Raw genomic sequence first — 25,331 nt, 5'->3', positions numbered from 1 at the left:
TATTTGTGAACCAACCCCTGCTAGCGCATTGCGCCAAAGAGTGCTTCGGCACCTTGCTCGTCCCAGAGCACAACGTCGCCTACCTCGGTGGAGGCAAAGCCCGCGTAGGGCACGGTTTCGGTTTGCACACCGGAACGCATAGCGAGGGCCACGCGGGCGAGGTGCCAGATGTGGTCGCCATTATCCACGGTGAAGCTCCCGGTGACGGCGTTGAGCGTAGGCAACATGCGCAACGGATTTGCCCAGGTGGTGGGGGAGGTCAGTTCATTGACCAGGGAGGCAAAGAACTCGCGTTGGCGCTGCACGCGGTCGATGTCACCCATCGCGGTTGCTCGAGTGCGCACATAACCCAAGGCGGTGGGCCCGTCCACGGTTTGGCAGCCTGCGGTGATGCTCAGTTGCGCTAGTGGGTCCTCAATCGGTTCCGCGGGGCACACCTGGATACCGCCCACGGCGTCCACCACGTTGGCGAGCCCACCCATGCCGATTTCCGCGTAGTGGTCAATGCGTAGCCCAGTTGCCCCTTCCACCGTGCTCACCAGGAGCGGGGCGCCACCATAGGTGAAGGATGCGTTGATCTTGTCCATCCCGTAGCCCGGAATCTCCACATAGGAATCACGCGGCAGCGACACCAACTTCGCCTGCCCCGTATTCGGGATGTGGAGCAACATGATGGTGTCTGTGCGCATCGAGCCGATGTCGCCACCCGTACCCAGCCGAGCCACATCCTCCTCACTCAGCCCGCTTCGGGAATCCGAGCCCACCAGCAGCCAGTTCGTCCCCGCCGTGTTGCCAATCTGCTGCGAGGGCATGGCCTCAATCCGGCTCAGGCGAGTATCCAGCCACAGCCCGCCAGCAATCACCAGCACAAGCAGCGTGGCAAGGATCCACTTCACGCTGCGCAGGCATCCAGGAGCCTTCCGACGTCGCCGCGCCGGCCGCGCACCACCTCCACCGCCAACCGGCTGGGGCTGAAACTGCCGCTGATATTGCGGCTGGTATTGGGGCTGGTACTGCTGGGGTTGGTATTGGGGTTGCTGCGGCGCATATTGCTGCGGCTGCTGAGTAGGGAAATACTGCTGCGGCCGCTGCGGTGCCTGCTGCGGCGCTGCTTGCTGAGGTTGCGCCGGTTGTTGCGGTTGCTGCGCTGGGAAGGATTCAAAACGAGTGGGCGCAACATTCGCTCCTGAGTCCATACGGGGCCGGCGCTGCGGTGGTTGCTGGCCGCGGCGGCGCACGGGGCGCCCATAGCGATCAAGCAGGGGCTTTCCGTCACGGCCAAGGATGTACTCGGAATTGTCTGAGCTCATATGCACATCTTAGCCAGAGCTATGCGCGTTACTGATCCCGTGAGACCCCGCCAGAAACCAGCAAACGCGCCACGCTAAATCCCCAGCCACGCACCCACAGAAGTTCCGGCGACGGCGCTGTAGCCTACGAACGCGACGGCGTCGATAAGAAAATGCGCCAGCACCAGCGGCCACACTTTGCCGTATCGCACAAACACCCAGCCAAAGAGCAACCCCATCACCACATTGCCCACACCGGCAGAAACGCCCTGGTAGAGATGGTAACTGCCGCGGAGGAGGGCCGCGAGGATGATTGCGGGCCACACCCCGCAACGCAGCTCGCGCAGGCGGGTGATGAAGTAAAAGACCACCACGATTTCCTCGGCAAACGCGTTGGCCGCTGAATACAGCAGTAATACCGGCACTTCCCACCACAGGTGCTCCAAAGTGGTGGGTACAACTTCTTTGCTCAAACCCAGATACAGCGCGCCGAGGTAAAAGGCGAGCCCCGGTATCCCGATTACCGCGGCCAATAGCGCGCCCCAGCCCCAGTCTCGGGCTTCCAGCATGGCCAACTTGTGGTGGGGCCACAGCAGGTACAGCGCTAAACAACCCCAGGAAAACAATGTTGCAGCACCGAGCACCTGCAGCCCGAGATCCAGCCACGACACTGCCACCTGCTGCGCGTGCAATGTGGTGCTTTGGTCATTCAGTGGCGTGGGGTCTAAAAGCGCACTGATGAGCCGCAGCAAGGAACGTAGCCCAGAGGTGCCAAAGCTGAGCACCAGCACGATCGCCACCTCGATGACCAGTAGCTTGCGCACCTGCGCCGCCCTCATGATCCCTCCAAAACCTGCGCCACCGCGAAGAGCTGCGCTGGGGTGAGGCGCAAATTCAGCAGGTGCAAGCCCACCTTATTGGCGTCCGGCACATTCAACGCCCCCAACCCAGACATGTTGGCCATGGTTGCCCAGGGCGTCCAACGGGTTTGGGCGTAAAAGTCTTCCTCTGGTGGCATGGAGGAAAAATAGCCGATCTTTGGCGGATCAAATGCCAAGGTGGGGCTGAGCACCACGTCCACGTCCCATGCTGCCAACAACCGCGCCTTTACTTGCGCAAACGTCTGGGCTGCGGCCTGTGCCTGGTTCTCGGAAACCTTCCAGCCGGTTTCCCTCAGCCACTCCACCAGCGGCGAACCATGTCCCTCCACCGTGCGGGAACGCCATGCAAACAGCGTGTGGAACGCCTCGAACACCTCCGGCCCATAGGGCACGGGCACTGCTTTCACCGCGTGACCCGCTGCAGCAAGCCGAGCAGCAGCAGTATCGACGCCCACCAGCATGTGCTCAGCCGCCGTCACCTGGGCGTGCACCGGATCCATTAGCACCCCCACTCGAACCGCAACGCCGCGCCTCGGCGCCCGTATGTTGGCGAGCGTGGCGGCGTCGGCAAGCGTTGCCGAAAGGAAGCCCTGCGCAACCGGGTTTGCCTGGTGCGTGTTGTGTGGAGGTTTGTAGCCGACGATGCCCACGGCGGCAGCAGGGACGCGGATGGAGCCGCCGCCGTCGGAGCCGTGAGCTGCGCGCACCAAACCCCTGGCCACCGCTACCGCGGCACCACCGGAGGAACCGCCTGGTGTTGCGCCGGGAAAGCGTGGATTTGTGGGCGCGGGAAGTCCTACCGGCTCAGTGTATGCGGAAAGCCCCAGTTCAGAGGCAAGAGTTTTGCCAGGCACGATCGCGCCGAGGCGCTGAAACGCCGCGATGAAAGGGTCCGTTTCCTCCGGCCACTCCACGCGATGGACCGAACCGAAAGAAGTGGGCATGCCCGCAACATGCGAAAGGTCCTTTGCCGGGATCAGCCAGCCGGCTAGCCTGCCGCGTGTATTGGCCTGATTCCTGGCCTGTTCCGCAGCTTGGCGCAGCGCGGCCTCGGCGTCAAAGTGAGCAAAACCGTGCTCGCTGGCCGGCATTGCGTGGATTCGCCGCGCGAGCTGATCGATGCGCGCTTCAACGCTTGCGTGCGCTGCTTCCTGCGCCGTTTCCTGTTGCTCGTTTAGGCCCATGTTTCCCAAGTTTCCCAGGCTCCCATGTTTCAACAGGCTACAGTAACCACTATGAATGCCACGAACACGATCGCATATCTGGGGCCTGCGGGAACCTTCACCGAGGCAGCATTTTTAGGCTTTGCCCAGCGGGGTCACTTTGGGGAACATTACGAGGGCCTTGCGTGCCGCAGCCCCCGGGAAGCAATCGACGCCGTGCGCGCCGGGCAGGCCGCCTACGCCTGCGTGGCCATTGAAAACTCCGTGGATGGCGCGGTGACGCCCACCTTCGATGCCTTGGGAACCGGCACGGTAACCGGCACGAACACGGGCGCCGCTGCCGCACCTGGCGCTGATAGGGGCGTGCAGATCTACGACGAGCTGGACCTTTCCATCGCCTTTTCCATCATGGTCAAGCCCGGTGTGAAGTTGGAGAGCACGAAAACTTTTGCCACCCACCCTGTGGCGTATCAGCAGGTCAAATCCTGGATTGAGGAGCACGCACCGCACCTTGAGTTCCGGGCGGCTTCTTCTAATGCTGCGGCCGCGGCACAGGTGGCGGCGGGTGAAGTGGATGTGGCCGCCGCCCCAGAGCGGGCCGCCGCACTCTACGGTTTGGAAAGTATTGCGCACAATGTTGCTGACGTTTCCGGCGCCCGCACCCGCTTTGTGCTGGTGGGGCCGGTGGGGCCACCAACGCCGCCCACCGGGGCGGATCGCACCAGCGTGCTATTTAGCCTGCGCAACGTGCCTGGCGCCCTCGTCGGTGCGCTCACTGAGTTCTCTTTGCGCGATGTGGACCTCACCCGAATCGAATCCCGCCCCCTTGAGAACGGCCTGGGCACCTACCGCTTCTATGCCGACATCCGCGGGCACATCGCGGACCACAACGTGGGTGAGGCCCTGCGCGCCCTCTACCTGCGCTGCGAGCAGCTCACCTTCCTGGGGTCCTGGCCTGCGCGCGATGAATTGGAAGCGCCAGCGGGGTCCGACGCCAACATCATCGCCGCCAACAAGTGGCTGGATGCTGCGAGGAAAGGGAACTCATGAGCAGAATCATCATCATGCGCCACGGGCGAACCTACGCCAACGCCGCCCGCATCTTTGACACCCGCCCGCCAGGGGCAAGCCTGAGCATCCAGGGCAGGGTGCAGGCCGACGCCGCCGGCGCCCGATTGGCTCAGGAGGGCTTCCGCCTCACCGCGATCATGCACTCAGTGGCGCTGCGCGCCGGCCAAACCGCGCGGCTGGTGGCCAACTCCTATGGTTTCCACGGCGAGGTGGAAGAGGTCGAGGGTATCCACGAGTTTTTTGGCGGCGACTTTGAAGGCAGCAGCGACCCCCAAGCCCACGTGCTCTATCGCGAAGCCTTGGCGCAGTGGATGCGCGGCAACTTCGAGGCCAGCATGCCCGGTGGGGAAACGGCCCTCGAGGTAATCGCCCGCACCACTCCTGCCCTGGAGCGCGCCGCGGAGGTGGCTCGGCAAACCGACGGCGACGTTTTGCTGGTCAGCCATGGGGCCGCCATGCGCATTATGGGTCGCTTTGCCTCTACGGTGCCCCAGCACATTGCAGAACACACCTATGTGGGCAATGGAACCACCATTGTGTTGCATCCCGAGGGGCACATTGGCAATTGGCGCTGCGAACAATGGGTGGGGCCAGTTCAGGCTTGAGCTGGGGCCGCTGCGCTCAGGCCGCTTATCCGTACCCCAGGCGATGGAGGTCTTCTTCATCAAGGCCAAAGTAGTGGCCGATCTCATGCATCACCGTGATGCGTACCTGCTCCACCAGCTCTTCCTCGCTGTTGCAGTAGTCCTGGAGCGCGCCGCGGTAGATGGTAATGGTGTCCGGAAGGAAACCGGTGTGGTCGAAAGTACGCTCGGTGAGTGCCACACCCCGGTATAGGCCCAGGATGTGCGGGGATTCCTCGTTGTAGTCCTCAATCAAGATGGCGAGGTTGCGCACATGCTGGGTGATGGAGTCCGGGATCTGCGCCAGCGCCTCATCAACCAGCTCTTCAAAGCGCGCTTCAGAAACCCAAAACACTTAGGCTCCCTGGAAGCCGCTGAGTTCCTCTGGATTCACAATCGGATCACGCGGAGGCATGGGGGCCGGTGGGGCGTCATTGATGGTGAAGGCGCCTCGGGCGCTGCCGGCCAAGGTGCCAAAAGTGGCGTCCGGATTCACAAACACCAGCGCGCAGTTCACTGAGTGGGAGCCGCCGGTCCAGGAGCTTTCCGGAACGGTGGTCCAGAAGGTCTGCAAGGTGGAGTAGTAGTAGGGGTCATCGCCACCCAAGTAGTCCCGCGCCGCCTGGAGGCAGGTCAAGCGAAGCGCGTTGTCTTGTTCCTCGATGGTGGGCACGTGGTCAAACAGTGGTTCCAAGTCCACGGTTTGGGTGATCTCAAGCTGGTGAGGTTCAGCGCAGTCCACGGTGCGGGTCACGCTCAAATTGTCCACGGCAACACAATCACCCTGGGCAAACACACGCGCCTGATCCTGCTCTGCGGCGCGACCTTCCGTGATCTGCGGCTCACCGGATTCATTTGTTGCCTGGATACCGCAAAGCATGGTGCGATCGCCGGCATCCCAAGCCTCCTGTGGCGGGAGGATGGAGGCCACGGAATACTTCCCCAGCGGGTCAAGGGTGCCGCCGAGATACGCCAGGGCGGGACTCAGGCAGAGGTCCTCCCGCAACTGGGCTTGGCGGGTGCGGTTTGGCATCGGTGCTTGGTCATCAAATTCCGACGTCGGGTACGCGCCCAAATCCTCGCGGGAGGCCACCTCAAAGCGGTGCGGCATCGCGCAGTCCGTTTGCTGGAAGTTCGACGGCAACCCGTCCACGGTGTCCCAAGTAAGGCACGCACCCTGGTCTGCGGTGGTGAAACTCCCGGCGGTGAGCGTGGTTTCCGGCTGGTTCGTGCTGGGGGAGGCGGCACTTGGTTCCTCGCTGGAGGCAGCCCAAGAGTACGCACCAAAGCCTACCGAGGCTGCGATGGCACCGATGGCCATGGAACGAACTGCGAGCGCGGAGCGCCAAGAATTACTCATAATGCCCTCCATCATGCCAAAAGTTCAGGCCTAAGCAGTAAAAAGCTCCCAAAATCTGGCGGCAACTAGGCGGCCCGGAAGTTGGTGCGCATGGCGTACACGTCTGTGCGGAACAAGGACACACACCATTCCACGGGGCTGGTGCCGCTCAAGCTGGTGCGCGCCACCTTCAGCAGCGCCGCCCGCGGCGGCACCTCCAACTGCGCGGCATCTTGTGCGCTGGCAACCACCGCCGTGATCACTTGCTGCGCGCTGGTGATGGGGAGGTGGTACTCCTGCGCCAGGAGCTCATAGATGGAGCCTTCCAGTGGGTGGTCCAGCAGCCCTTGCGCAAGCGCGGCATTGAACCACGCAGCATCCAGGGCAAAGCGGGTACCGGAGCCAAAGCGCAGGCGTTTTAGATACACCTGCTCGGTGTGTTCGCTGACCCCGAAGAACGCCGCCACCTCCGGTGGTGGCACCGCCAATTTGGCTTCCAGGACCGTGCTGGAAGGCGTGAGGCCTTGAGCCCGCATTTCCGCGGTGAATGACTGGAAGCTGGCGGCGTCGTGAGCGCCCATGATTTCTGAGTCTGCGACGAATGTGCCTTTGCCGCGGCGGCGCGCGAGCTTGCCGGAGGCCACCAGGTCACCGATTGCGCGGCGGACCGTGATCCTGCTGACCCCAAAGTGCTCTTCGAGGACGCGCTCGCCGGGGAGCATATCCCCAGGGGAGAGGGATTGGGTGCACCAATCGTAGAGGATTTCCCTGAGTTGCTGATGTTTGGGAGTGGTGGTCCCGTCAGTCAGGGCCCTGGCGGGCAACTCCTTGGGAGCCGGTGCCATACCACCCATGCTACGCCTGTGGTCATAACCAGTGTGTGCTTTTGGGGCGAGGATGTGGACGCCAAAACGAATACCCCCGATGGCCGTTCAGCAGGTAATGTTGGGTTTTGTGATTGACCTCAAATTCCTCCGTGAAAACCCAGAAGTTGTGCGTGAATCCCAGCGCACCCGCGGCGAAGACCCAGCCCTGGTAGACCAGCTCATCGCTGCTGATGAGGCTCGCCGCGAGGCCATCGGTACCGCTGATGCCCTGCGCAGTGAGCAGAAGGCCTTTGGCAAGAAGATTGGCCAGGCCTCGCCGGAGGAGCGCCCCGCCCTGCTGGAAGGCTCCAACGAGCTGAAGGTGAAGGTGAAGGAAGCTGATGAGGCACAAAAGGCCGCGGAGCAGGCCGTCTATGACCTGCAGATGCGTCTGGGCAACGTGGTGGAGGGCGCCCCGGCTGGCGGCGAGGATGACTACGTTGTGCTCGAGCACGTGGGCACCCCGCGGGAGTTCGACTTTGAGCCCAAAGACCACCTTGACCTCGGTGAATCCCTTGGCTTGATTGACATGAAGCGTGGCACCAAGGTGTCCGGTGCAAGGTTCTACTATCTCACTGGCGACGGCGCCATGTTGCAGCTCGGCATGCTCACCCTCGCCGCCCAGAAGGCACGCGCAAACGGTTTCCAACTGATGATCCCACCGGTATTGGTGCGTCCAGAGGTCATGGCTGGTACTGGCTTCCTGGGTGCGCACGCAGAAGAGATCTACTACCTTGAGCGCGACGACCTCTACCTGGTTGGCACCTCTGAGGTGGCACTGGCTGGCTACCACCAGGATGAAATCATTGACCTCAGCAAGGGCCCTGTGAAGTACGCGGGTTGGTCGAGCTGCTTCCGCCGCGAGGCCGGCTCCTACGGCAAGGATACCCGCGGTATCCTGCGCGTGCACCAGTTCGACAAGCTGGAAATGTTCGTCTACTGCAAGCCGGAGGAAGCAGCCGCGCAGCACCAGGCGCTGCTCAACATGGAGCGTGAGATGCTATCCGCTGTTGAGGTTCCGTACCGCATCATCGACGTTGCCGGTGGCGACCTCGGCTCCTCCGCCGCGCGCAAGTTCGACACCGAGGCGTGGGTGCCTACCCAGCAGACCTACCGCGAGCTCACCTCCACCTCCAACTGCACCACCTTCCAGGCGCGCCGCCTGCAGACCCGCTACCGCGATGAGCAGGGCAAAGCCCAGGTGGCAGCAACGCTCAACGGCACCCTGGCTACCACGCGCTGGTTGGTGGCTATCTTGGAGAACAACCAGCAAGCAGACGGCTCCGTAGTAGTGCCCGAGGCACTGCGCCCATTCGTGGGCAAAGAGGTGCTGGAGCCGGTCAAATAGAGCCGGTGAAACAGCGCCGGCAAAACAGCGCCGGCGAAACAGCGCCGGCAAAACAGCGCCGGCGAAACAGCGCCGGCAAAAACAACAAGAAATTCAACAACGGCAACAACGGCAAGGGTGGTGGTGCGGTGATGAACAGCGAAAATGGTTCCGGGAACTCCCGTGACAATGAGCTCAACAATGGTGCCAGTTTCGGTGCCGGTTCCAGCTCCAGTGGCACCGGGCACGCCGGCGACTGGATTCGCCGCGGCATTTTCCGCGTGCGCCCCACCTGGGTTCACTTGCCCATCCACGCCGAAGGCAAAGAGCTGTTCTACGGGCGGATTGTGGTGCCCGCGCTCAAACTGATGATGCGCGCTCAAAACCTCCAAATCACCGTGGAGGGCGAGGAAAACATCCCCGAGAACGGCCCCGCGCTCCTTGCCATCAATCACACCGGCTACTTTGATTTCATCCTCTCAGGCACGTTGGCAAACCTTCGCGGCCGCCGCCTCGTGCGTTTCATGGCCAAGCAGGAGCTGTTTAAAGTTCCAGCTTTGCGTCTGATCCTGAAGGCCATGGGGCATATCCCGGTAGACCGCTCCGCCGGCGCCGCCGCAATGGACGCCGCAGTCCGCGACCTCCGCGCGGGCAAACTCGTGGGCATTTTCCCCGAGGGCACCATTTCCCGCAGCTTTGAAATCAAAGAACTCAAAACCGGCGCGGTGCGCATCGCCAAGCAAGCTGACGCCCCTCTGCTCCCCGTAGCCATTTGGGGTTCCCAACGCATCCTCAGCAAAGGCACCAAACGCAACCTCGGGCGCTCCGGCATCCCCGTATGGATCAAGCTGGGCAAACCTATCAGCACCGAAGGTTCGGTGGAAGAGGTCACGGCACGGCTGCGCAGCGCGATGCAGGAATTGCTTCACGACGTCCGCCAAGGCTACGAACGCGCTTACGGTCCCTTTGCCGGCGGGGAGGACTGGCTCCCTGCGTCCATGGGCGGAACCGCCCCAACACCCGAGGAGGCGCTCAAGATCGACGCGGAGTTGCGTGCGCAAAAAGAAGCCGCGAAAGCAGCGAAGGCAGCCAAGGCAGCTCAGGGGAGCAAGAAGCCCAATCCGTTGCGGAAACTCCTGCGCAAACTGAGGTGACCCATGAACGGTGAAATGCCTGGGCTTGTGGTGAGTGACGTTGATGGCACGTTGCTGGACTCCCGCGAGCGAGTCACCCCGCGCCTACGCAACGCACTGATCCAATACACCGAGCAAGGCGGCTATTTTGCCCTGGCCACTGGCCGCCCACCGCGGTGGATCTTCCCCGTACTCGAACAACTCCCGCACCGGCCCGTGTGTGTATGCTCCAACGGTGCGGTGTTGTATGACTCCAGTGTGGACCGAATCTTAAGCAGCCGAACGCTTTCGCCGGAACGCCTCTCCGCTATCGCGGAAGCTGCGCGCAGTGTGGTACCTGGGGGCGTCGGCACCGCTGTGGAGCGCGCCGGCACCTCTGCCTTTGACCGCAGCGAGGAACTGTTCTTGGTGAGCCCCAGCTACGAGCATGCCTGGGAAAGCACCGCGCATGGGGAGGGTGAGGAAGCGGAGATTCTTTCCGAGCCAGCTATCAAGTTGTTGTTGCGCAATGATGCCTACACCGCGCAGCAGCTCTATGACCTGGTAGCACCGGTGATTCCCGCGGAGCTCGCGCACGTCACGTTCTCCATGGACTATGGGCTGCTGGAGGTGTCCGCGCCGGGGGTGACCAAGCAGGCGGCGGTGGCGGAACTCGCCGGCATCGTGGGCGTGCCCGCCGATGAGGTGGTGGCGTTTGGGGACATGCCCAATGACATCGAAATGCTCACCTGGGCCGGCACCGGCTACGCAATGGGAAACGCCAAAGCCGAGGTCAAGGCAGCGGCCGATGCTGTGACCACCACCAACGACGACTTTGGCGTTGCGCGGATCATAGAGGCGATCCTTGAGGGGCAGTTGCCCACCAGCTAGCTCGGCGTTAGACAGCGGCTAGACAGTCTCAATGGCGAGGGACTGCCCCTGGCCCACACCGATGCACATGCTGGCCAGGCCCTTTGCTGGCTTGCCGGTTTCCGCAGCCTTTTCCAGCAGGCGGCTCAGCAGCGTGACGGTGATGCGGCACCCGGAGGAACCCAGCGGGTGACCAAGCGCGATGGCGCCGCCCCACGCGTTTACGATTTCAGGGTCGAGCCCGAGGTCGCGCACGCTTGCCAGAGACTGGCTGGCAAAGGCCTCATTGAGCTCCACCGCGTCCAAATCCTCATTGGACCAGCCGATCCGTGCGAACAATTTCTGCGTTGCCGGCACGGGGCCCAGACCCATGATCTCTGGGGCCAAGCCCGCCGCCGCAGCACCGACAACCTTTGCCAGCGGCTTTAGGCCGTACTTCTCCACCGCTGCAGCAGAGCAGATGAGTACGGCAGAGGCGCCATCGTTCAGCGAGGAGGCATTGCCAGCAGTAACGACGCTGCCACCGCCCACCACAGCACGCAGTTTCGCCAGCGCTTCCGCGGTGGTGTTGGGGCGGATGCCTTCGTCTTCAGTCACCACTACTGGATCGCCCTTGCGCTGCGGAACGGAGATGGGCACAATTTCCTTCTCGAACTTCCCGGCCTTCGTTGCCTCATGGGCAAGCTGGTGTGAGCGCAGGGCAAAGGCGTCGCAGTCTTCGCGGGACACGTCTTTCACGCGAGCCACTTCTTCAGCGGTTTCCGGCATGGAGAAGGTGGTCTTTTCCTGCTCCTTGAACTTCTTGTTCACAAAGCGCCAGCCAATGGAGGTATCAAAAATCTCACCCGGCTTGGAAAAGGCGGTGCTGGGCTTTTCCATCACCCACGGCGCACGGGACATGGACTCCACGCCACCGGCAACCACGATGTCTGCCTCACCGGCTTTCACCAAGGTGGCGGCGGTGGCAATGGAGCTCATGCCCGAGGCACACAGGCGGTTGATGGTCATACCGGGTACGGTGTTCGGGTAGTCGTTAAGCAGCCAGGCCATGCGGGCCACGTTGCGGTTTTCCTCACCCGCGCCGTTGGCGTTGCCAAAAATGACCTCATCCACTGCCTCCGGTGGGACACCGGAATCATCCATGACCGCCTTGATCACGGTTGCGGCCAGATCATCCGGGCGGATGGAGGAAAGCGCTCCGCCGTACTTGCCGGTTGGGGTGCGGCGGGCTGCAACAATGTACGCTACCGGAGCTTCTGGTGCTTGATCTGGGACTTGAGTGTTCATCTGTATTACCTCTTAACGTGGGTGAATGCGGAAATGCCGGTGATCTCGCGGCCAACGATCAGCGCCTGGATGGAATCCGTGCCCTCGTAGGTGGACACCACTTCCATGTCCGTCAGGTGGCGTGCAACATGGTTTTCCAGCAGCAGGCCGTTGCCGCCCATCATGTCCCGAGCCTCACGGCAGATCGCCAGCGCCTTGCGGGAGGTGGTCATCTTCACCATGGAGGACTGCGCGCCGGTGAAGGTGCCGTTCTCCTGCAGCTCTGCCATGCGACGGGTGAGGAGCTGGAGCTGGGTGACGTCGGAAAGCATCGTCGCCAACTTCTCCTGCACAAGCTGGTAGCTGGCAATCGGTGCGCCAAACTGCACACGGTTGAGTGCATACTTGCAGGCCAGTTCAAAGCCGGCAATTGCGTGGCCCACCGCTTCCCAGGACGCGCCGCCGCGGGTGGCGGCCAGCACCTTGTTCACGTCCTTGAAGGAGTTGCAGTTCTCCAGGCGGTTTTCCGCGGGGACGTGGAGGTTTTCAATGATGATGTCTCCCTGCAGAATGGCGCGCTTGCCGATCTTGCCGGTGATTGGGGTGGGGTTGTAGCCGGCTGGGTAGGTGCCATCCTCCTGCTTTTCCACCACGAAGGCCTTGACCTGGCCGTCTTCCTCGTCGCGGGCGTATACCACGATCACGTCGCCCGCGTGGCCGTTGCCGATCCACCGCTTGTGGCCGTTGAGTACCCAGTGGTCGCCTTCCCTGCGGGCGGAGGTTTCCAGGGAGACGGAGTCCGAGCCGTGATCCGGCTCGGTGAGGGCAAACGCGCCCGTCTTTTCCAGCTTGGCCATGTGCGGCAACCAGCGCTGGCGCTGCTCCTCGCTGCCCAGAATGTAGATGGAGCCCATGCAGAGGTTGGAGTGGACGCCCAGGAAGGTGTTAATGGAACCGTCGATGCGGCTCATTTCTCGTGCCACCAGGCCTGCCTGCAAGCGGGACATGCCGGGGCAGCCGTAGCCCTGGATGAAGGTGCCGATGATCCCCAGTTCAGCCAGGCCAGGCAAGATCTCCTCGGGGAACTCGGCGCGCTCCCAGTAGTCATTGATGATTGGCAGGATGGTGTTCTCACCAAATTCGCGCACGCGGTCACGCAGCGCAATGTCCTCTGGGCTCAAGTCCTGGTCGAGGCCAAAGAAGTCAGAGTTGGGGATGAAGTCCTGGTAATCGGTGCTTTGGTGTTGAGCAGACATGTTGGTTCCTTAAGGTTGTTCGGTGGTGTGGAGGTATTTGTTCATTCGTTCGCGTTCCGCCGGGGTCAGCGGGGTGGGGCGGCGGGTTTCTGGATCAAGGCTCACAATCCTTGAGGTGCCGTACACACACGACGTTCCGTTTTGGATGAGCTCGTGGGCCACTTCAAACGACGTATTGCCGATGTGCGAGATCCACACCTTCACCTCTACCTCAGGGGCGTAGAGCACCTCGTGGTCGTAGGAAACGTGCATGGAGCGCACAACCCGCGGTTGGGTTTTGCTGGGCTGGTGGCCAACCAGCAGGTCAGACGCCCGCACGCGGCCTTCTTCCAAGATGGTCACAACGTTGGCGTTGTTGAGGTGGCGGTTCGGGTCCTGGTCGGACCAACGCAAACCCACCTGCACACTGACTGCATTTTCTGGAGCCCGCATGTTAGCCGCCCACCTTTTGCATGGATTGTTCGGAAACGTCGCGTGCGCTGGTGCTTTCCACCCAGGCCCGAACAGCGTCGATATCTTGATTAATGGTTGGCGGTGCGATGTCGTAGCGCACCGGGGTGCGGCTCAGGCGAATCGGGCTGGACACGGTGGGCACCGCCTGCTCGCCTTCACCCGCCATGGAGATGGGGTTCAGTCCGAGCTGCTCAGAGTAGCGAATCCCTTCACCGATGGTTTTGATTGGAGCGCAAGGCACCTTCACACTGCTCAGGCGCTCAAACCAGGTGTCAATGGTCTGCGTGCGTAGGGCGGTTTCAATGAGCACTCGTAGCTCCTCGCGGTTGGCATTGCGCAGAGCCATTTCGGTGAAGCGTGGGTCATCAGCAACCTCTGGCTGGCCAAGCTGCTCCATCAGGCGGCGGAACTGGCCATTGTTGCCGCAACAAATGATGATCTCGCCATCAGCTGCCTGGAAGGGCCCGTAGGGGAAGAGGCTCGGGTGATCGTTGCCCAGGCGCTGAGGTTCGTTATCGCAGGCCACGTTGCCGGTGGTTTGGTTGACCAGCGCCGCTTGAGTGGAGGAGAGCAGGTCGATGTCCACATGTTGCCCCTTGCCGGAGCGCGCCCGCTCAGCAACCGCAGCAAGGATGCCGACGGTGGTGTGCAGCCCCGCGACGACGTCGAAAATTGCCACGCCCGCGCGCGTCGGGGGGCCGTCGGGATCGCCTGTGACATGCATGAAGCCGGAAAGTGCCTGTACGAGGAGGTCGTAGCCCGGCAGGTGTGCGCCGCCCTCGGTGCCGAAGCCGGTGATGGAGGCGTGGATGAGGCTTGGCCAGCGGTCGAGGGTCTGGGATTTGTCCAACCCGAACTTTTTCAGGCCGTTGGGTTTGAAGTTTTCAATAAAGATGTCAGCGCGATCGATGATCGCGTAGGCAAATTCGAGGTCCTCTTCCTTGGAGAGGTCCAGGGCGATCGCCTGCTTATTGCGATTCACTGACATGTAGTAAGTGCTCACGCCGTCTCGAGCGGGTGGCATCCACTGACGGGTGTCATCGCCAGCGTGGGACTCAACTTTGATGACCGTGGCCCCAAGATCCGCTAGGAGCATTGTGCAGTATGGCCCGGCGAGGACGCGAGAGAAATCTGCAACAACAAGTCCTGCCAGTGGGCGGTTATCGGCGTGATTAACAAGGTTCATTGACGCTTCACCTTCCTTGACGAATAGTGATGCAGTTCATATAATCACGATTCATAAATAACGTCCAATACTTAATTTACTAATTATTATTGCGCTACAGGCAATAATGGTTTGAGCGAAACTGCAGCTCATATGGACTGCAATACTGAACGGGAATAGGTGGAAACATGCTGGAAGTCGAACAAGCACGAGCGTTCCTGGTGCTTTCCGAGGAACTGCACTTTGGCCGCGCCGCGGACCGCCTCAACATCGCGCAACCCCCGCTAAGCCGCATCATCAAGCAGCTTGAACGCCAGCTCAAAGTACAACTCTTCGAACGCTCCACCCGCCACGTGGAGCTCACCGCCGCAGGAAAGGCGCTGGTTGAGCCTGCTCGCAAGCTCGTGGAAGTTTCCGACGCCGCCGTGCGCACCGTCCGTGACGCCGCCACGGGAAACCTGGGCACGGTGAAGCTTGGCTTCGCAGGCGCATCGGTGCACCAAAGCGTGGGCCAACTTGCGCGCGAGGTGCAGTCCAAGCACCCAGGCATTGACCTGGAGCTTTACTCCTCCCAACTTTCCCCATTGGGATTGCAGAAAGTACAAAAAGGCGAGATCGACGCCGTGATTGGGCGCTGGGACTTCCTCCCCGCCGAGATCTCCTCCATGACCATCTCCCGGGAGGAACTGGTGCTCGCAGTACCGCTACACCACCCACTTGCCAGGGCGGGCGCAACCAAGGTGAAAATGAACCAGCTCGCCGAGGAAAACTGGATTGTCCTCCCCGGCGGATCCACCTCCGCGCTGCTCAACCGCTTCAACTTGTTGGCGCGCCGGGGCGGCTTCATCCCCAAGGTGCGCACCACCTCCCCGGACTCTTGGACCCTCCTGGTGCTCGTGGGGGCGGGCATGGGCGTTGCCATGACCCTGGACTCCGTGCGCCGTAACGTGCAGGAAAAGAACGTGTACTACCTGGAGATCGATGACCCCGAACGCTTCCTCGACCTCCAGCTCATCTGGCACTCCGAAAACACCAACCCGGCCCTTGGGAAATTGGTGTCCACCGTGGAGGCCCTCCACGCGGAGGGCCGGATGAAGTAGGGCGTTTGAGCGTTTTGGAGCTCCTGTGGGCGTTGGTCGATAGGACGGGTGAGGGTGCTCAAATGAAAGCAATATTCAGCACCATTCAATCCGTCCGCGGCAAAAAATTCGGCGAAAACGCCGTGCTGGACAAGCTGAAGTAATCGCCTTTGACCAGGAAAGGGGCCCGTGAGCAAACCAGTACGTGCCCGCCGCAACCATACGGCCAATGAACTAGCGGAACGCTTCGGGATCACCCCCGGCAAGTGCGCCGAATCATCGCAGAACCCAGCGAGGACTTGCTCGCTTGCGCCAACGAAAAGCGTGCTGCCGTTAATGCACTCCGACTGCAAGGCTTATCCATGCCTGCGATCGCAGCAGAGCTAGAAATCAGCGTCGGCACCGTCCGCCGCTACGTCAAAGAAGCGTGACACGCAGGGGAATTACCCCCGAAGTAGACAACCGTAAACGGGGCAGACCACGCCCAGTCAGCGCTTAATTGAGAAAAGTTTGCAATAGCTCCCAATAGAAAACCTCAACTACGGTAGGCTGTGACGCACGACACCTTTTATTTGAGGCGTTCACCTCCAGAAACCACTGTGGCCAGGGAAATTCTTGGCCAGATCGTTCCATCGACCGGGACAACCGTCCCCAAAGCCACGAAAAGAGATTTCGATGCCGCAAATAAACAGATTTTCCAGCCGCTGGATAATCGCCATAATCACTGCGATCGCTGTTGCAATGATGTTCGTCATCAGTGCACCTCACGCGTCTGCGAAAGAATACGTAACCACGACTGGACTGTCTCCAGATGGCAATCAATACAGCATTGGCTGGGAAGTGCCCTCCACCCAAGGGTCAGCAGGACGTTCAAAGCGCTCCACGAGGGACTACTCCTTCGAGACGAACCAACTCGAAAACGGAATGCAGACGCTTATCCATATCGAGAATTCAGAAGCACCTACCGAGTACCGCTTCCCGCTCAGCCTCCCGCAAGGAGCTGAAGTCATCCCCTTTAGCGAAGGAAGCGAAGATGCTATGGGAGTCTTCCTAAACGGAAGCTTGATCGCAACGATCGCCACCCCTTGGGCTATCGACGCTAATGGCGCTCCCCTCCAGACCTCCCTTCATATTGAGAATGGGACCCTCGTGCAGATTGTTGAGCACAATTCTGACACGGCTTTCCCGGTCACTGCAGATCCACAGATCGATTGGGGATGGGAGAAAACCACCATCAAGTTAAGCAAGAAAGAAACACAAGCAACTGGAGCAGCAGGGGGTGCCGGTGCAATTGCTGCCCTCCCCTGGATGGCCGCACTCGGCGTTACAGGACCTGTGGGATTGGCAATCCTGGCGGCGGCAGGAAAGCTGGGGTACGACGCAATTCGAGCGCACCGTAACGGAAAGTGTCTTGGGATCGTTGTGAACACCAAGGTACTAAGCCACAATGGCGGTATCTCAACATTTGAGTACGGTTGCGCATAATGTACCCGCAAAATAAATGGCACCGGTCTCAAAAAAATAAATGCATAGCAGGGGTCTGTGCCGGGATAGCTGAAGTATATGAAACCTCTGCAAATACCGTCAGGATTATTTACGTAATCGCTACACTCTGCGGAGTTCCCCTGGTTGCCGTCTACCTATTGCAATGGCTTATCTACCCAAAGCAATAAGTAGCAGCAAAAGATATGGAGACTCACTTTCGTAACTATCGTTTACGCTTCTTCCTGCGCTTGCGCTGGGAGCCACTAAAAGCCTACGTCCGACCTCTTGTTGGCGCGTGGGCTTGGCCATGTCCGCCAAGGCCACGACATCCGCAACCAACGGCACCCCCACTGCTCAGGAAGTAGTCCATCTTCCCTAAGCGCACGGACATACCATTTTACGGTTGCTTGGGAAAGTCCCGAGCCAGTCATAACCTCACGACGCGTCGGTATGCGTCCCGTCAGCAAGTAATAGTCGCAAATCGCCTGCTCTACTCGAAGCCTTGAACTTCTCCTCTTGATCTTATTGGCACGGTGCGTTTGTTTAAGCTTTGCTAGCTGTCGTTGCGCATATTGGCCATCAGAATCAGTTTTGTATCATTTAGCAGCTTTCTGTCCTCTTCTTCAAGTTCCTTGAAGAACTCGGTGATGTACATGCTGGAGTGATACGGAAAGCGCTTGGCTTCGTCCTCGTCCTCGGTGGCGTCACGACCTACATTGCCAACCACGAGGTTAACGAGGGCATCGGGGTTGTGGCGCTTGAACTTCACGGGTTCATTGTCGCAAGCGGTGCCGACAATCGTCTGGACTCCATGACGACTCCATCACGCCTGTGCGCCGATCGCCCGTGCGCGGGTCCTCATCGATCACGACTGTGCGGGTCACGCAGAGTCAATCCTGAGGCGATCAAGTGGTTTCGGATCGTGCCAGCTGAGAAACCCAGGTGTCGCCCAATACGTTCGAGCGACTCCCCGTCCTGGTATCGCGGGGCCATCTCTTGAACCTCCGCCGGAGAAGGAGCAGCCCGGCGGATGTGGACGTCGCGCTCCCGGAGCAGCGATGACAGCCGGTGACGGCGAAGACCGACATCGTTCACTATTGCGCGGAGGGTCTTGTCAGCGTGGTACCGCCCTTCCACGGTGTCGAGCGACTTGTCGCTGATGGTGCGGTGCACGCTGACCGGTGCTAGCCCACGTTGAGTAGGTCGCGCTGCGCGAGCGCGGATCGTTCGGTGCAACGACCCCATGCGAACAAGCGACGGGGCAGGTTTCGACAAGCTTCCCGCTAGGTCCACCATTTGACCTCGGCTTTGGATGCAAAGCTTCGAGTGCGATTTGAACCCCTTGGGTTCGGCGTTATGCAGAGCTTTTCATGGAATCCAAGGGGTTTCGGTGTTGTGCCGAGCCAAGGGGCGGGGGGGGGCTTTGCTGGTCGGTTTCGGGCTGTTGGATGGTGCGGTGGAATCTCGGCGGGGACCGGACTAGCTTTCCGTGCATGATTTGCGAAGTTCGCGGCCTGTTCTGCGACTTGCTTGACGTGTTGCTGGCACCTATTTTGCAGCTACTTGCGCAGGAGAAGATATTCTGTCTCGCAGCAACCCCTTAGGTGATATCTATGTTATCTGGTTTGATTTTTTTTAGGAAACCTGAAGGAAGGATCAAGGAAGCCTTCACGAACTCGATACCAATAACTCTTCCATCTTCGTCGACATCTATCTCGATTTCCCCTTCCATTCCTTCTATAGTTATTCCTGATATCTGCCGGTCAGGAAGGGTATCTGGCTGCGCTATGGCTAGATAGGCTGCATCAGCTTCTGGATCATAATCAAAATTCATAATTACCCTCTCGTGACAGTAATCACGTTTCCACTCTCATTATCGACAATAACTCGAATGCCGTTGCCTGTAAATACTGTAGTGTTTCCGTTTCCCCTGCTTGTGCGGCCGTTCTTGATAACGTATTTAACTAGCTCTTTATTTATCCTCCGCTTAGCCATCTGAGTTAGCGCATGGCGCGTAAAATTTCCACCTACGATGCCCAAAAATGGGATCTAAAAAGGATCTGCTACTACGGGAAATTGTGTTGAAGAATTTGGCGAAACATGTTGAACTATCGTGCTCTGACGAATTTCATACCATGTATGAACTGGAGTCCCTGTCGCATCTATAGCCCAAGGTGTATCAAGAGTGCCTAGAATATTACCCGCGTTATCGCGAACTACTACTCCGCCATCAGGTAAGGAGGTGAGAACTACGCTATTAGAAAATGAAAATTCAAACTTCTCATTTGATTCTAAGTTAGGAATATGAATTAGAGATCGGAATGCCCCCTCGCCTTCATTAGTGACCGCAAAAGAAGCGCCGCCGGGCGAGGTTGAGTATTCATCTAGCCCTAATGAATTAAGTTCATTATTAGGAAGCTTAAGAGAGACTTCTTTCCCGCCTATCGTCGATGCACTTACAACCCCAGAATCGATTGAAACTTTATCTTCCATTGAGGGGGAGGCGGCCTGAAGTGCCGGGGAGGTGGTCTGCAGTGCAAAATTAAAATCGCTGGCAACACTATCAGCACTGTTAGCATAGGCAACTGAAATTCCTGAAAAAGCTACAGCGAAACCAGTGAATATAGCAATTAATTTTCTATTCATATCAGTTAGCTCCAATGGAGAGAGGGGGTAGGAGAAAAACTAACAACGACTTGACAGTTGATAGCATGTTAGAAGATCCAGGGACACTTCAACCCTGGCAATCCGTCAAATCTGCCGAGCTGGTCATGATGAGGTGAGTGGTTGGGCGGAACATCGCTCGCCATCACTTCTGCACCCCATCGTGGCTAGCGCCTTGGGGAGGATTAGACCGGTTGGGTTTCCAGCGCTACTTCATCCGGTTCCGGTGTCTTGGTTTCTGGCATCCGCTTCTTCAACGCAATTGCGATCACGAACGCAGCGATGATCAGCCCAAGGCCTGCCAAACTCAGTGATGCTTGGGGCAAGAAGATGAGTGTCCCGCCAACACCGAGGATTGCTCGAATTGGCCAGGTGATGCGGGTTTCCACGAACTGCAAATAACCGGAGAACATAGAGCTCAGTGCAAAAACGCTCACGATGCTTGCCGCTGCAGCGATGCCAATTTTCGCTGGCGAGTCCTGCGCCACAAGTGCGGGGTTCAGCACAAACGCAAATGGCATAACGTATTTCACAGCCCCGAACTTCATCGCCTCCACGCAAGTTGCCATCGGGCTAGCCTTCGATATTCCTGCTGCCGCAAAGGCAGCGAGCCCCACCGGTGGAGTGATGTAGGAAACCGATGCCCAGTAGATCACAAACAGGTGAGCCGCAATCGGGTTAATCCCCAGCGCCGTAAGTGCCGGCACCATCACAATCGCGAGGAACACATAGGCCGCGGAAATGGTGAGGCCCGTGCCCAGGATGAAGCAGGCAAGCGCACCCGCGATCAGGATAAGCAGGACGTTGTCTCCAACAAGCACCACCAGGTCGCGGGAGATGGAAAGGGCAACGCCGGTTGCGGAAAGTCCACCAAGAATGAGCCCAACGCCAACGATGATGCCAAGGATCTGGGCAATGGTTTTGCCTGCGTCCAAGATCAATTCGCCGGCCTCAGCCCAACCAAAGGATCGCTTTGGCAGCAGGATCGCGATCAGCACCAGCAGTGCAACAATCCAAAATGGAACTTGGGCTTCCGTCGGAGTTACCAAAAGCAGCAAGGTGAGGGTGGCAATCGCAAGGACGAATGGCCAACCCTGCTTCAACGTACTGCCCACTTTTGGCAAACGCTCTTTGGGCTCGCCATGCAGTTGCCGCACCGCCGCGTAGCCGTCGATTTGCATGTAAATGCCGAAGTAGTACAGGAATGCCGGAATTGATGCGGCGATCAGGATTTCCGTGTACGGCACGCCAACAAAAGACACCATGAGAAACGCAGCCGTGCCCATGATGGGCGGCGTAATTGATCCGCCGGAAGAGGCCGTGGCTTCGATTGCGCCAGCGGTCACCCGGCTGAAGCCGGAGCGAATCATGGTGGGAATGGTCATTGGGCCGGTGGTCAGCACGTTGGAGACCGCGGACCCGGACATCATGCCCATAGCTGCGGAGCTGGTGACGGAAACTTTTGCCGAGCCGCCACGGAAATGCCCGAACAGGGAGTTTGCCAAGTTGTTGAAGAAATCAGCGCCACCTGTGTGCTGAAGTGCCACGCCAAACAACAGGAACCCGATGAGGATTGTGGCCGCCGTTTGGAATGGCAGGCCAAGGATGGATTCGGACCCCATGGTGTGGATTTGCGCGAGCGTGAGGAAGTCATAAGAAATACCACGAAGGACGTTGATTGGAACCGTCGCGGCAACCAGAGGATACAGCGAGACGATCAGCGCCAGAATGGCAACGATCTTTCCAGCGGTCCTTCGCAGGATCTCAAGAGCAAACGCCCAAAAGGCAATCGAACCAATTGTTGCTGAAAGGGGCGCGACCATAGACCACCCGTACTTGGAGATAGATGGTCCTTGGGTGGCAAACCAGAAGGACAAACAGAAGAGCGCTGCTGCTAGCAGAACGTCATACCAGGGAACGCCGGTGCGATCTGAGTTCTGCTGGTGCTTTTTCGACGCAGGATACGCCAAGAACACAATCGGAAGGAACGTTCCTGCAATGAGGTAGAGGAAGGAGTTAGTGGGGATTGAAAACCCTGCTAGCTCCAGGAAGAAAACCTGGTTAATGGCAATCAAAATTCCCAACAGTGTGAGCGCGCCGATCACCATTTTCCACAGCGGTGTGAGCCTCGCGGGGGATTGCATCTCTACCGACGGTGCATGCTTTTGCAAAACTTGATTGGTGGCAGTATTCATTGGAAGCTCCAGTGCGAAGAAGGTTGGCTAGGTGGCAAGTGAAGTGGGGTCCGTTGCTTCGGGAAGGGCCGGAAGATTGTCCTTCTTCCATTGCAGCCACCGCTTGTCCACATCTGAGGCGTCCTCATTTTCTTTCCAGAACTGCGGCCAGGCTTCACGCATCCGTTCTTCCCGCAAAAGGAGGGCGTCGTTACGCGCTTGGAGTGATTCATTCCAGCGTCCTTGCTCGTCGAGGAAACGAATCGCCCCCTCATGGAAAGGGAGAATCAGCGGGAGAAGCAGGATTTGATCCAACGCGAACTTCTTGGCGTCGGGTGTTGCGTCTTTGAAGTCATCAAAGTTTTCGTGCAAGGTCTTGAGCACGGTATAGACCTCTTCGGCGGGGCGTTCCGCGACCGTACTGAGTGGAATGGAGTATTGGAAGTTGGTCACAACCTCGCCAGGTTCCGTACCCACCGCCCCTTCCACCGGGCCGGGGATCACCATGGGGACCAGCTCATCCCAAGTTGAGTACTGCTCCGGCTCCCCGCCACCCAGGTTGATCCAGTGAATTGGGTACTTGGAGTTGAGCTCGGCGATTTGAGCGCCCACCACGTTGTAATACATCGCGTCGATGTGGCCAGCGCGAATTGCGTCGGCTTGCTCTGAATATGAGATGTCAACCAGGGTGACGTCATCAAGGGTGAGCCCACCAAAGTTGAGAACCGCCTCAAGCTTCCGGTTCATGGAGATGGAAGAAATCAGCCGCGGGTAGCGCTTGCCTCGGAGTTGATCGGCAGTGACAATGCCGGAGTCTTTCCTGGTGAGCACCCCGTAGTTACCCGGAGGTGTCCACACATTGCGAATTGGCTGTGGCCCCCACACGCGGCTTGCAAATTCATCGTCGCCCTCGAAGGCGTAGTAGGTTTCATCGCCCGAACGTGCATAGTGGGCAACGCCTGAAATGAGAGGTGCGATGCGGCCGATGCCGGTATCGCCAGTCATGAGGCGAACTTGGCTGCCGCCGATGCTGGTGAGGGTGTTGGCGAAGGCAGCTACGTCATTGTAGGTACCCGTTCCCGCTGGGTATGTGGACCACACAATTGAACCAGGTAGGCCGGCGATTTTTGCCTCGGGGGCTGGGTAACACGCTCCCACCAGACCGGCGAGTCCGAGTGTGCCCATACCTTTTAAGAATGTCCTACGCGAAACTTGGCCAGGTTGCTGAGTCATTTCACACTCCTTGAACTCGTTGTGGGAATGGGCCAATTAGACCTGAAAAATATGGTGCGCGTCACAGTTTTGGCCTTTATTGCCGGAGGGGAAAAAGATTGTGTGCAATCTTGTATGAAATTGCTTTGGATGCTTGGGTCCGGGGGTGCTTGGGCCTGGGGTGGTGGGTGAGGGGTGGTGCGTTGGCTGGGGTGCGTTGGCTGTGTGCCGCGAGGCATTCGCGGGCGTTTGCGGGCGTTTGGTAGATCGCTAAAGGTCGATAGCTCAAGGTAGATAGGACGCGGCGTTGGTCGAAAGGGCGGCCGATTCGGGGAAATCCGGGTGGTATCGACCTTTAGCTATCGACCTACGCGTGCTATCGACCATCGCGATGAGGCGCAAGCACCCCCAACACCAACACCGAGCACCTCCAACTCCAACCCCACCCCCACCAACCCCACCAAACTAAAAGGGACCCCGGCGCACGGCCAAGGCCCTTTTCAAGGCGTGTTGCTATACGGTGACGGCTTCACGCTCGGACTTGCGGAAGGTGTACTTCTCTGGGTTGAACACGCCGTTGTGGTCGCGGAAGTACTGGGCGGAGTTCGGGTAGATGGTGGTCAGGCGGCCGAACTTGTGGTCGAAGTACCAGGACTTGCAGCCGCCGGAAAGCCAGATTGTCTCTTCTGCCTCGGCGTCCATCTCGGCGATGTAGCGGTCCTCTTCTTCCTGGGTGGCCTCGAAGACGTCGTAGCCGGATTCCTCCAGGTAGTCCAGGGTGTCCAGGACAAAGTCGGCCTGGGATTCCACGATGTGCACCGTGGAGTTGTGGCCCAGGGAGGTATTGGGGCCGTTGATGATGAACAGGTTGGGGAAGCCGGCAACCGTGATGGAGTCCAGGGCCTTCATGCCGGCAACGTTCCAGTGGTCCTCCAGGGAGGTGCCGGATCCGTTGTGGATGTATGGGGCGAATGGGGCGGTGGTGGCGTCGAAGCCGGTTGCGAACACAACGGCGTCTACCTCGTAGGATTCGCCGGAAGCAGCGGTGACGGTGTTGCCATCCATGCTCACCAGAGCGGAGGTTTCCAGCGTGACCTTTGGGTCCTGGATCGCAGGGTAGAAGTTGTTGGAGAGCAGCACGCGCTTGCAGCCGATCTCGTAGTCAGGGGTGAGCTTTGCGCGCAGCTCTGGGTCCTCAACCTGGTTGTGCAGGTGGTTCAGGGCCTCCTGCGTGGCGGTGGCCTTGTAGGTGGCTACGTTCCTGCGGGCCGCGAAGCCCTGCTCGAGGTACCAGTAGATGTTCTCGCGGTGGCGCTCAAGTGCCTTGTGGTCGCGGGCAAACGCGCGCTTCGTCGTCTCGGAGTAAACGTAATCGGGGCGTGGGCGAATCCAAGACGGGGTGCGCTGGAACACCACAACCTCGGAACCGATCTTCACCATTTCAGGAATCACCTGGATAGCGGAGGCGCCGGTGCCTACCACTGCGATGCGCTTGCCGGTGAGGTCCACGCTGTGATCCCACTTCGCGGTGTGCATCTTGTCCCCGTTGAAGGTATCAATGCCTGGGATGTCTGGCAGCGTTGGCACGGTGAGGCTGCCCACCGCGGAAATGTAGTACTTGCAGGTGTATTCGCCCTGAGCGGTGGTGATGTGCCACAGGGATTCGGCCTCATTCCACTCGGCGTGCTTGAGCTCGTTGAACTGGCGGATGTGTGGCTCAATGCCTTCCTCGCGGATCACGTCCAGCATGTACTGCTGAATCTCCTCGCCTGGGGCGAAGAACTTGGACCAGTTTGGGTTCAGGTGGAAGGAGAAGGAGTAGACGTGGGATGGGATGTCGCAGGCAACGCCTGGGTAGGTGTTGTCACGCCAGGTGCCGCCTGGGCCCTCTGCGCGGTCCAAAACAACAAAGTTGTCCTCGCCACGGCGCTTGAGCTTGCAAGCCATGGAGATACCGGAGAAGCCGGTGCCAACGATGATGTAGTCAAAATGCTCAGACATGGGGTGCTCCTGTAAGTAGAAAAGTTGGGAAGGGT

At 59.4% G+C, this 25,331-nt stretch carries 27 protein-coding genes; 9 read left to right on the top strand and 18 right to left on the bottom strand.

Features of this window, described 5'->3' with window-relative positions; translation table 11 throughout:
• Positions 1–20: 20 nt before the first annotated feature.
• The 3 genes from NQ018_RS04545 to NQ018_RS04535 form a co-directional block, all read right to left on the bottom strand.
• A complete protein-coding gene (locus tag NQ018_RS04545; RefSeq protein WP_373566895.1) occupies positions 21–1,316 on the bottom strand; it encodes an LCP family protein in 1,296 nt (431 codons plus the stop codon).
• 68 nt (positions 1,317–1,384) lie between these two features.
• A complete protein-coding gene (locus NQ018_RS04540) occupies positions 1,385–2,128 on the bottom strand; it encodes a CPBP family intramembrane glutamic endopeptidase (RefSeq protein ID WP_257058876.1) in 744 nt (247 codons plus the stop codon).
• On the bottom strand, positions 2,125–3,354 hold the full coding sequence (locus tag NQ018_RS04535) for an amidase family protein (protein ID WP_257058873.1): 1,230 nt from the start codon (positions 3,352–3,354) through the stop codon (positions 2,125–2,127). The genes NQ018_RS04540 and NQ018_RS04535 overlap by 4 nt, the downstream gene beginning before the upstream one ends.
• Before the next feature lie 51 nt (positions 3,355–3,405).
• On the opposite strand from NQ018_RS04535, the gene pheA reads away from it, so the two are divergent.
• The gene (gene pheA, locus NQ018_RS04530; protein ID WP_257058871.1) at positions 3,406–4,383 is read left to right on the top strand and encodes a prephenate dehydratase; all 978 of its coding nucleotides are present in this window, start codon (positions 3,406–3,408) and stop codon (positions 4,381–4,383) included.
• Positions 4,380–5,009, top strand: coding sequence for a histidine phosphatase family protein (locus NQ018_RS04525; protein ID WP_257039063.1), 630 nt, complete (start codon positions 4,380–4,382; stop codon positions 5,007–5,009). The genes pheA and NQ018_RS04525 overlap by 4 nt, the downstream gene beginning before the upstream one ends.
• Positions 5,010–5,034: 25 nt before the next feature.
• On the opposite strand, the gene NQ018_RS04520 is transcribed toward NQ018_RS04525, so the two are convergent.
• The 3 genes from NQ018_RS04520 to NQ018_RS04510 all read right to left on the bottom strand — a co-directional run bounded on the left by NQ018_RS04520 (position 5,035) and on the right by NQ018_RS04510 (position 7,211).
• Entirely contained in the window at positions 5,035–5,382 is a 348-nt protein-coding gene (locus tag NQ018_RS04520) for a metallopeptidase family protein (RefSeq protein WP_257058867.1), read from the bottom strand.
• Positions 5,383–6,387 carry a septum formation family protein gene (locus tag NQ018_RS04515; protein ID WP_257058864.1) on the bottom strand — a complete coding sequence of 335 codons (1,005 nt, stop codon included), beginning with the start codon at positions 6,385–6,387 and terminating at the stop codon, positions 5,383–5,385.
• A gap of 65 nt (positions 6,388–6,452) precedes the next feature.
• The gene (locus NQ018_RS04510; protein ID WP_257058862.1) at positions 6,453–7,211 is read right to left on the bottom strand and encodes a GntR family transcriptional regulator; all 759 of its coding nucleotides are present in this window, start codon (positions 7,209–7,211) and stop codon (positions 6,453–6,455) included.
• Between the two features lie 109 nt (positions 7,212–7,320).
• Between NQ018_RS04510 and serS the strand changes: the two genes are divergently transcribed.
• The 3 genes from serS (at position 7,321) to NQ018_RS04495 (ending at position 10,562) form a co-directional block, all read left to right on the top strand.
• Positions 7,321–8,580: a serine--tRNA ligase gene (serS, locus tag NQ018_RS04505; protein WP_257039068.1), complete on the top strand. Its 1,260-nt coding sequence runs from the start codon at positions 7,321–7,323 to the stop codon at positions 8,578–8,580.
• 239 nt (positions 8,581–8,819) lie between these two features.
• Entirely contained in the window at positions 8,820–9,713 is an 894-nt protein-coding gene (locus tag NQ018_RS04500) for a lysophospholipid acyltransferase family protein (protein WP_257058937.1), read from the top strand.
• A 3-nt stretch (positions 9,714–9,716) separates the two neighbouring features.
• On the top strand, positions 9,717–10,562 hold the full coding sequence (locus NQ018_RS04495) for an HAD family hydrolase (protein ID WP_257058858.1): 846 nt from the start codon (positions 9,717–9,719) through the stop codon (positions 10,560–10,562).
• Between the two features lie 18 nt (positions 10,563–10,580).
• Here NQ018_RS04495 and NQ018_RS04490 read toward each other — a convergent pair whose 3' ends face one another.
• Genes NQ018_RS04490 through NQ018_RS04475 form a run of 4 tightly spaced genes read right to left on the bottom strand, consistent with a single transcriptional unit; the run spans position 10,581 to position 14,702 of the window.
• Positions 10,581–11,828 carry an acetyl-CoA C-acyltransferase gene (locus tag NQ018_RS04490; RefSeq protein WP_257058855.1) on the bottom strand — a complete coding sequence of 416 codons (1,248 nt, stop codon included), beginning with the start codon at positions 11,826–11,828 and terminating at the stop codon, positions 10,581–10,583.
• 5 nt (positions 11,829–11,833) lie between these two features.
• Positions 11,834–13,063, bottom strand: coding sequence for an acyl-CoA dehydrogenase family protein (locus tag NQ018_RS04485; RefSeq protein ID WP_257058853.1), 1,230 nt, complete (start codon positions 13,061–13,063; stop codon positions 11,834–11,836).
• 9 nt (positions 13,064–13,072) lie between these two features.
• A complete protein-coding gene (locus NQ018_RS04480; RefSeq protein ID WP_257052882.1) occupies positions 13,073–13,495 on the bottom strand; it encodes an acyl-CoA thioesterase in 423 nt (140 codons plus the stop codon).
• Between the two features lies 1 nt (position 13,496).
• On the bottom strand, positions 13,497–14,702 hold the full coding sequence (locus NQ018_RS04475; protein ID WP_257058850.1) for a CaiB/BaiF CoA transferase family protein: 1,206 nt from the start codon (positions 14,700–14,702) through the stop codon (positions 13,497–13,499).
• A gap of 167 nt (positions 14,703–14,869) precedes the next feature.
• Here NQ018_RS04475 and NQ018_RS04470 point away from each other — a divergent pair, with 167 nt between their 5' ends.
• A complete protein-coding gene (locus tag NQ018_RS04470; protein WP_257058848.1) occupies positions 14,870–15,781 on the top strand; it encodes a LysR family transcriptional regulator in 912 nt (303 codons plus the stop codon).
• Between the two features lie 245 nt (positions 15,782–16,026).
• On the top strand, positions 16,027–16,191 hold the full coding sequence (locus tag NQ018_RS04465; protein WP_257058844.1) for a sigma factor-like helix-turn-helix DNA-binding protein: 165 nt from the start codon (positions 16,027–16,029) through the stop codon (positions 16,189–16,191).
• Positions 16,192–16,341: 150 nt separating this feature from the next.
• On the opposite strand, the gene NQ018_RS04460 is transcribed toward NQ018_RS04465, so the two are convergent.
• Positions 16,342–16,515 carry a hypothetical protein gene (locus NQ018_RS04460; RefSeq protein WP_257052879.1) on the bottom strand — a complete coding sequence of 58 codons (174 nt, stop codon included), beginning with the start codon at positions 16,513–16,515 and terminating at the stop codon, positions 16,342–16,344.
• Here NQ018_RS04460 and NQ018_RS04455 point away from each other — a divergent pair.
• Entirely contained in the window at positions 16,502–17,245 is a 744-nt protein-coding gene (locus tag NQ018_RS04455; protein ID WP_257058841.1) for a hypothetical protein, read from the top strand. The genes NQ018_RS04460 and NQ018_RS04455 overlap by 14 nt on opposite strands.
• Complete coding sequence (locus tag NQ018_RS04450) at positions 17,245–17,433, top strand: PspC domain-containing protein (RefSeq protein ID WP_257058838.1); 189 nt, start codon at positions 17,245–17,247, stop codon at positions 17,431–17,433. Before NQ018_RS04455 ends, NQ018_RS04450 begins: the two co-directional genes overlap by 1 nt.
• A 365-nt stretch (positions 17,434–17,798) precedes the next feature.
• Here NQ018_RS04450 and NQ018_RS04445 read toward each other — a convergent pair whose 3' ends face one another.
• The 7 genes from NQ018_RS04445 to NQ018_RS04415 all read right to left on the bottom strand — a co-directional run bounded on the left by NQ018_RS04445 (position 17,799) and on the right by NQ018_RS04415 (position 25,296).
• A complete protein-coding gene (locus NQ018_RS04445; protein WP_257058836.1) occupies positions 17,799–18,014 on the bottom strand; it encodes a hypothetical protein in 216 nt (71 codons plus the stop codon).
• Positions 18,015–18,845: 831 nt separating this feature from the next.
• Complete coding sequence (locus NQ018_RS04440; protein ID WP_257058834.1) at positions 18,846–19,079, bottom strand: DUF2283 domain-containing protein; 234 nt, start codon at positions 19,077–19,079, stop codon at positions 18,846–18,848.
• 2 nt (positions 19,080–19,081) lie between these two features.
• A complete protein-coding gene (locus NQ018_RS04435) occupies positions 19,082–19,285 on the bottom strand; it encodes a DUF4258 domain-containing protein (protein WP_257058832.1) in 204 nt (67 codons plus the stop codon).
• 9 nt (positions 19,286–19,294) lie between these two features.
• On the bottom strand, positions 19,295–19,891 hold the full coding sequence (locus tag NQ018_RS04430) for a hypothetical protein (RefSeq protein WP_257058830.1): 597 nt from the start codon (positions 19,889–19,891) through the stop codon (positions 19,295–19,297).
• A 203-nt stretch (positions 19,892–20,094) separates the two neighbouring features.
• A complete protein-coding gene (locus NQ018_RS04425; RefSeq protein WP_257058827.1) occupies positions 20,095–22,104 on the bottom strand; it encodes a TRAP transporter permease in 2,010 nt (669 codons plus the stop codon).
• A gap of 27 nt (positions 22,105–22,131) precedes the next feature.
• Positions 22,132–23,316, bottom strand: coding sequence for a TAXI family TRAP transporter solute-binding subunit (locus tag NQ018_RS04420; RefSeq protein ID WP_257058824.1), 1,185 nt, complete (start codon positions 23,314–23,316; stop codon positions 22,132–22,134).
• A 492-nt stretch (positions 23,317–23,808) separates the two neighbouring features.
• Positions 23,809–25,296, bottom strand: coding sequence for a flavin-containing monooxygenase (locus NQ018_RS04415; RefSeq protein ID WP_257058823.1), 1,488 nt, complete (start codon positions 25,294–25,296; stop codon positions 23,809–23,811).
• Positions 25,297–25,331: the final 35 nt, after the last annotated feature.

Origin of the sequence: Corynebacterium kozikiae (assembly GCF_024580965.1) — a bacterium.
In the GTDB taxonomy this organism is placed as follows: Bacteria; Actinomycetota; Actinomycetes; order Mycobacteriales; family Mycobacteriaceae; genus Corynebacterium; species Corynebacterium kozikiae.
Note: the sequence above shows the minus strand (reverse complement) of the source record. Positions and strands in the feature narration are given on the sequence as shown.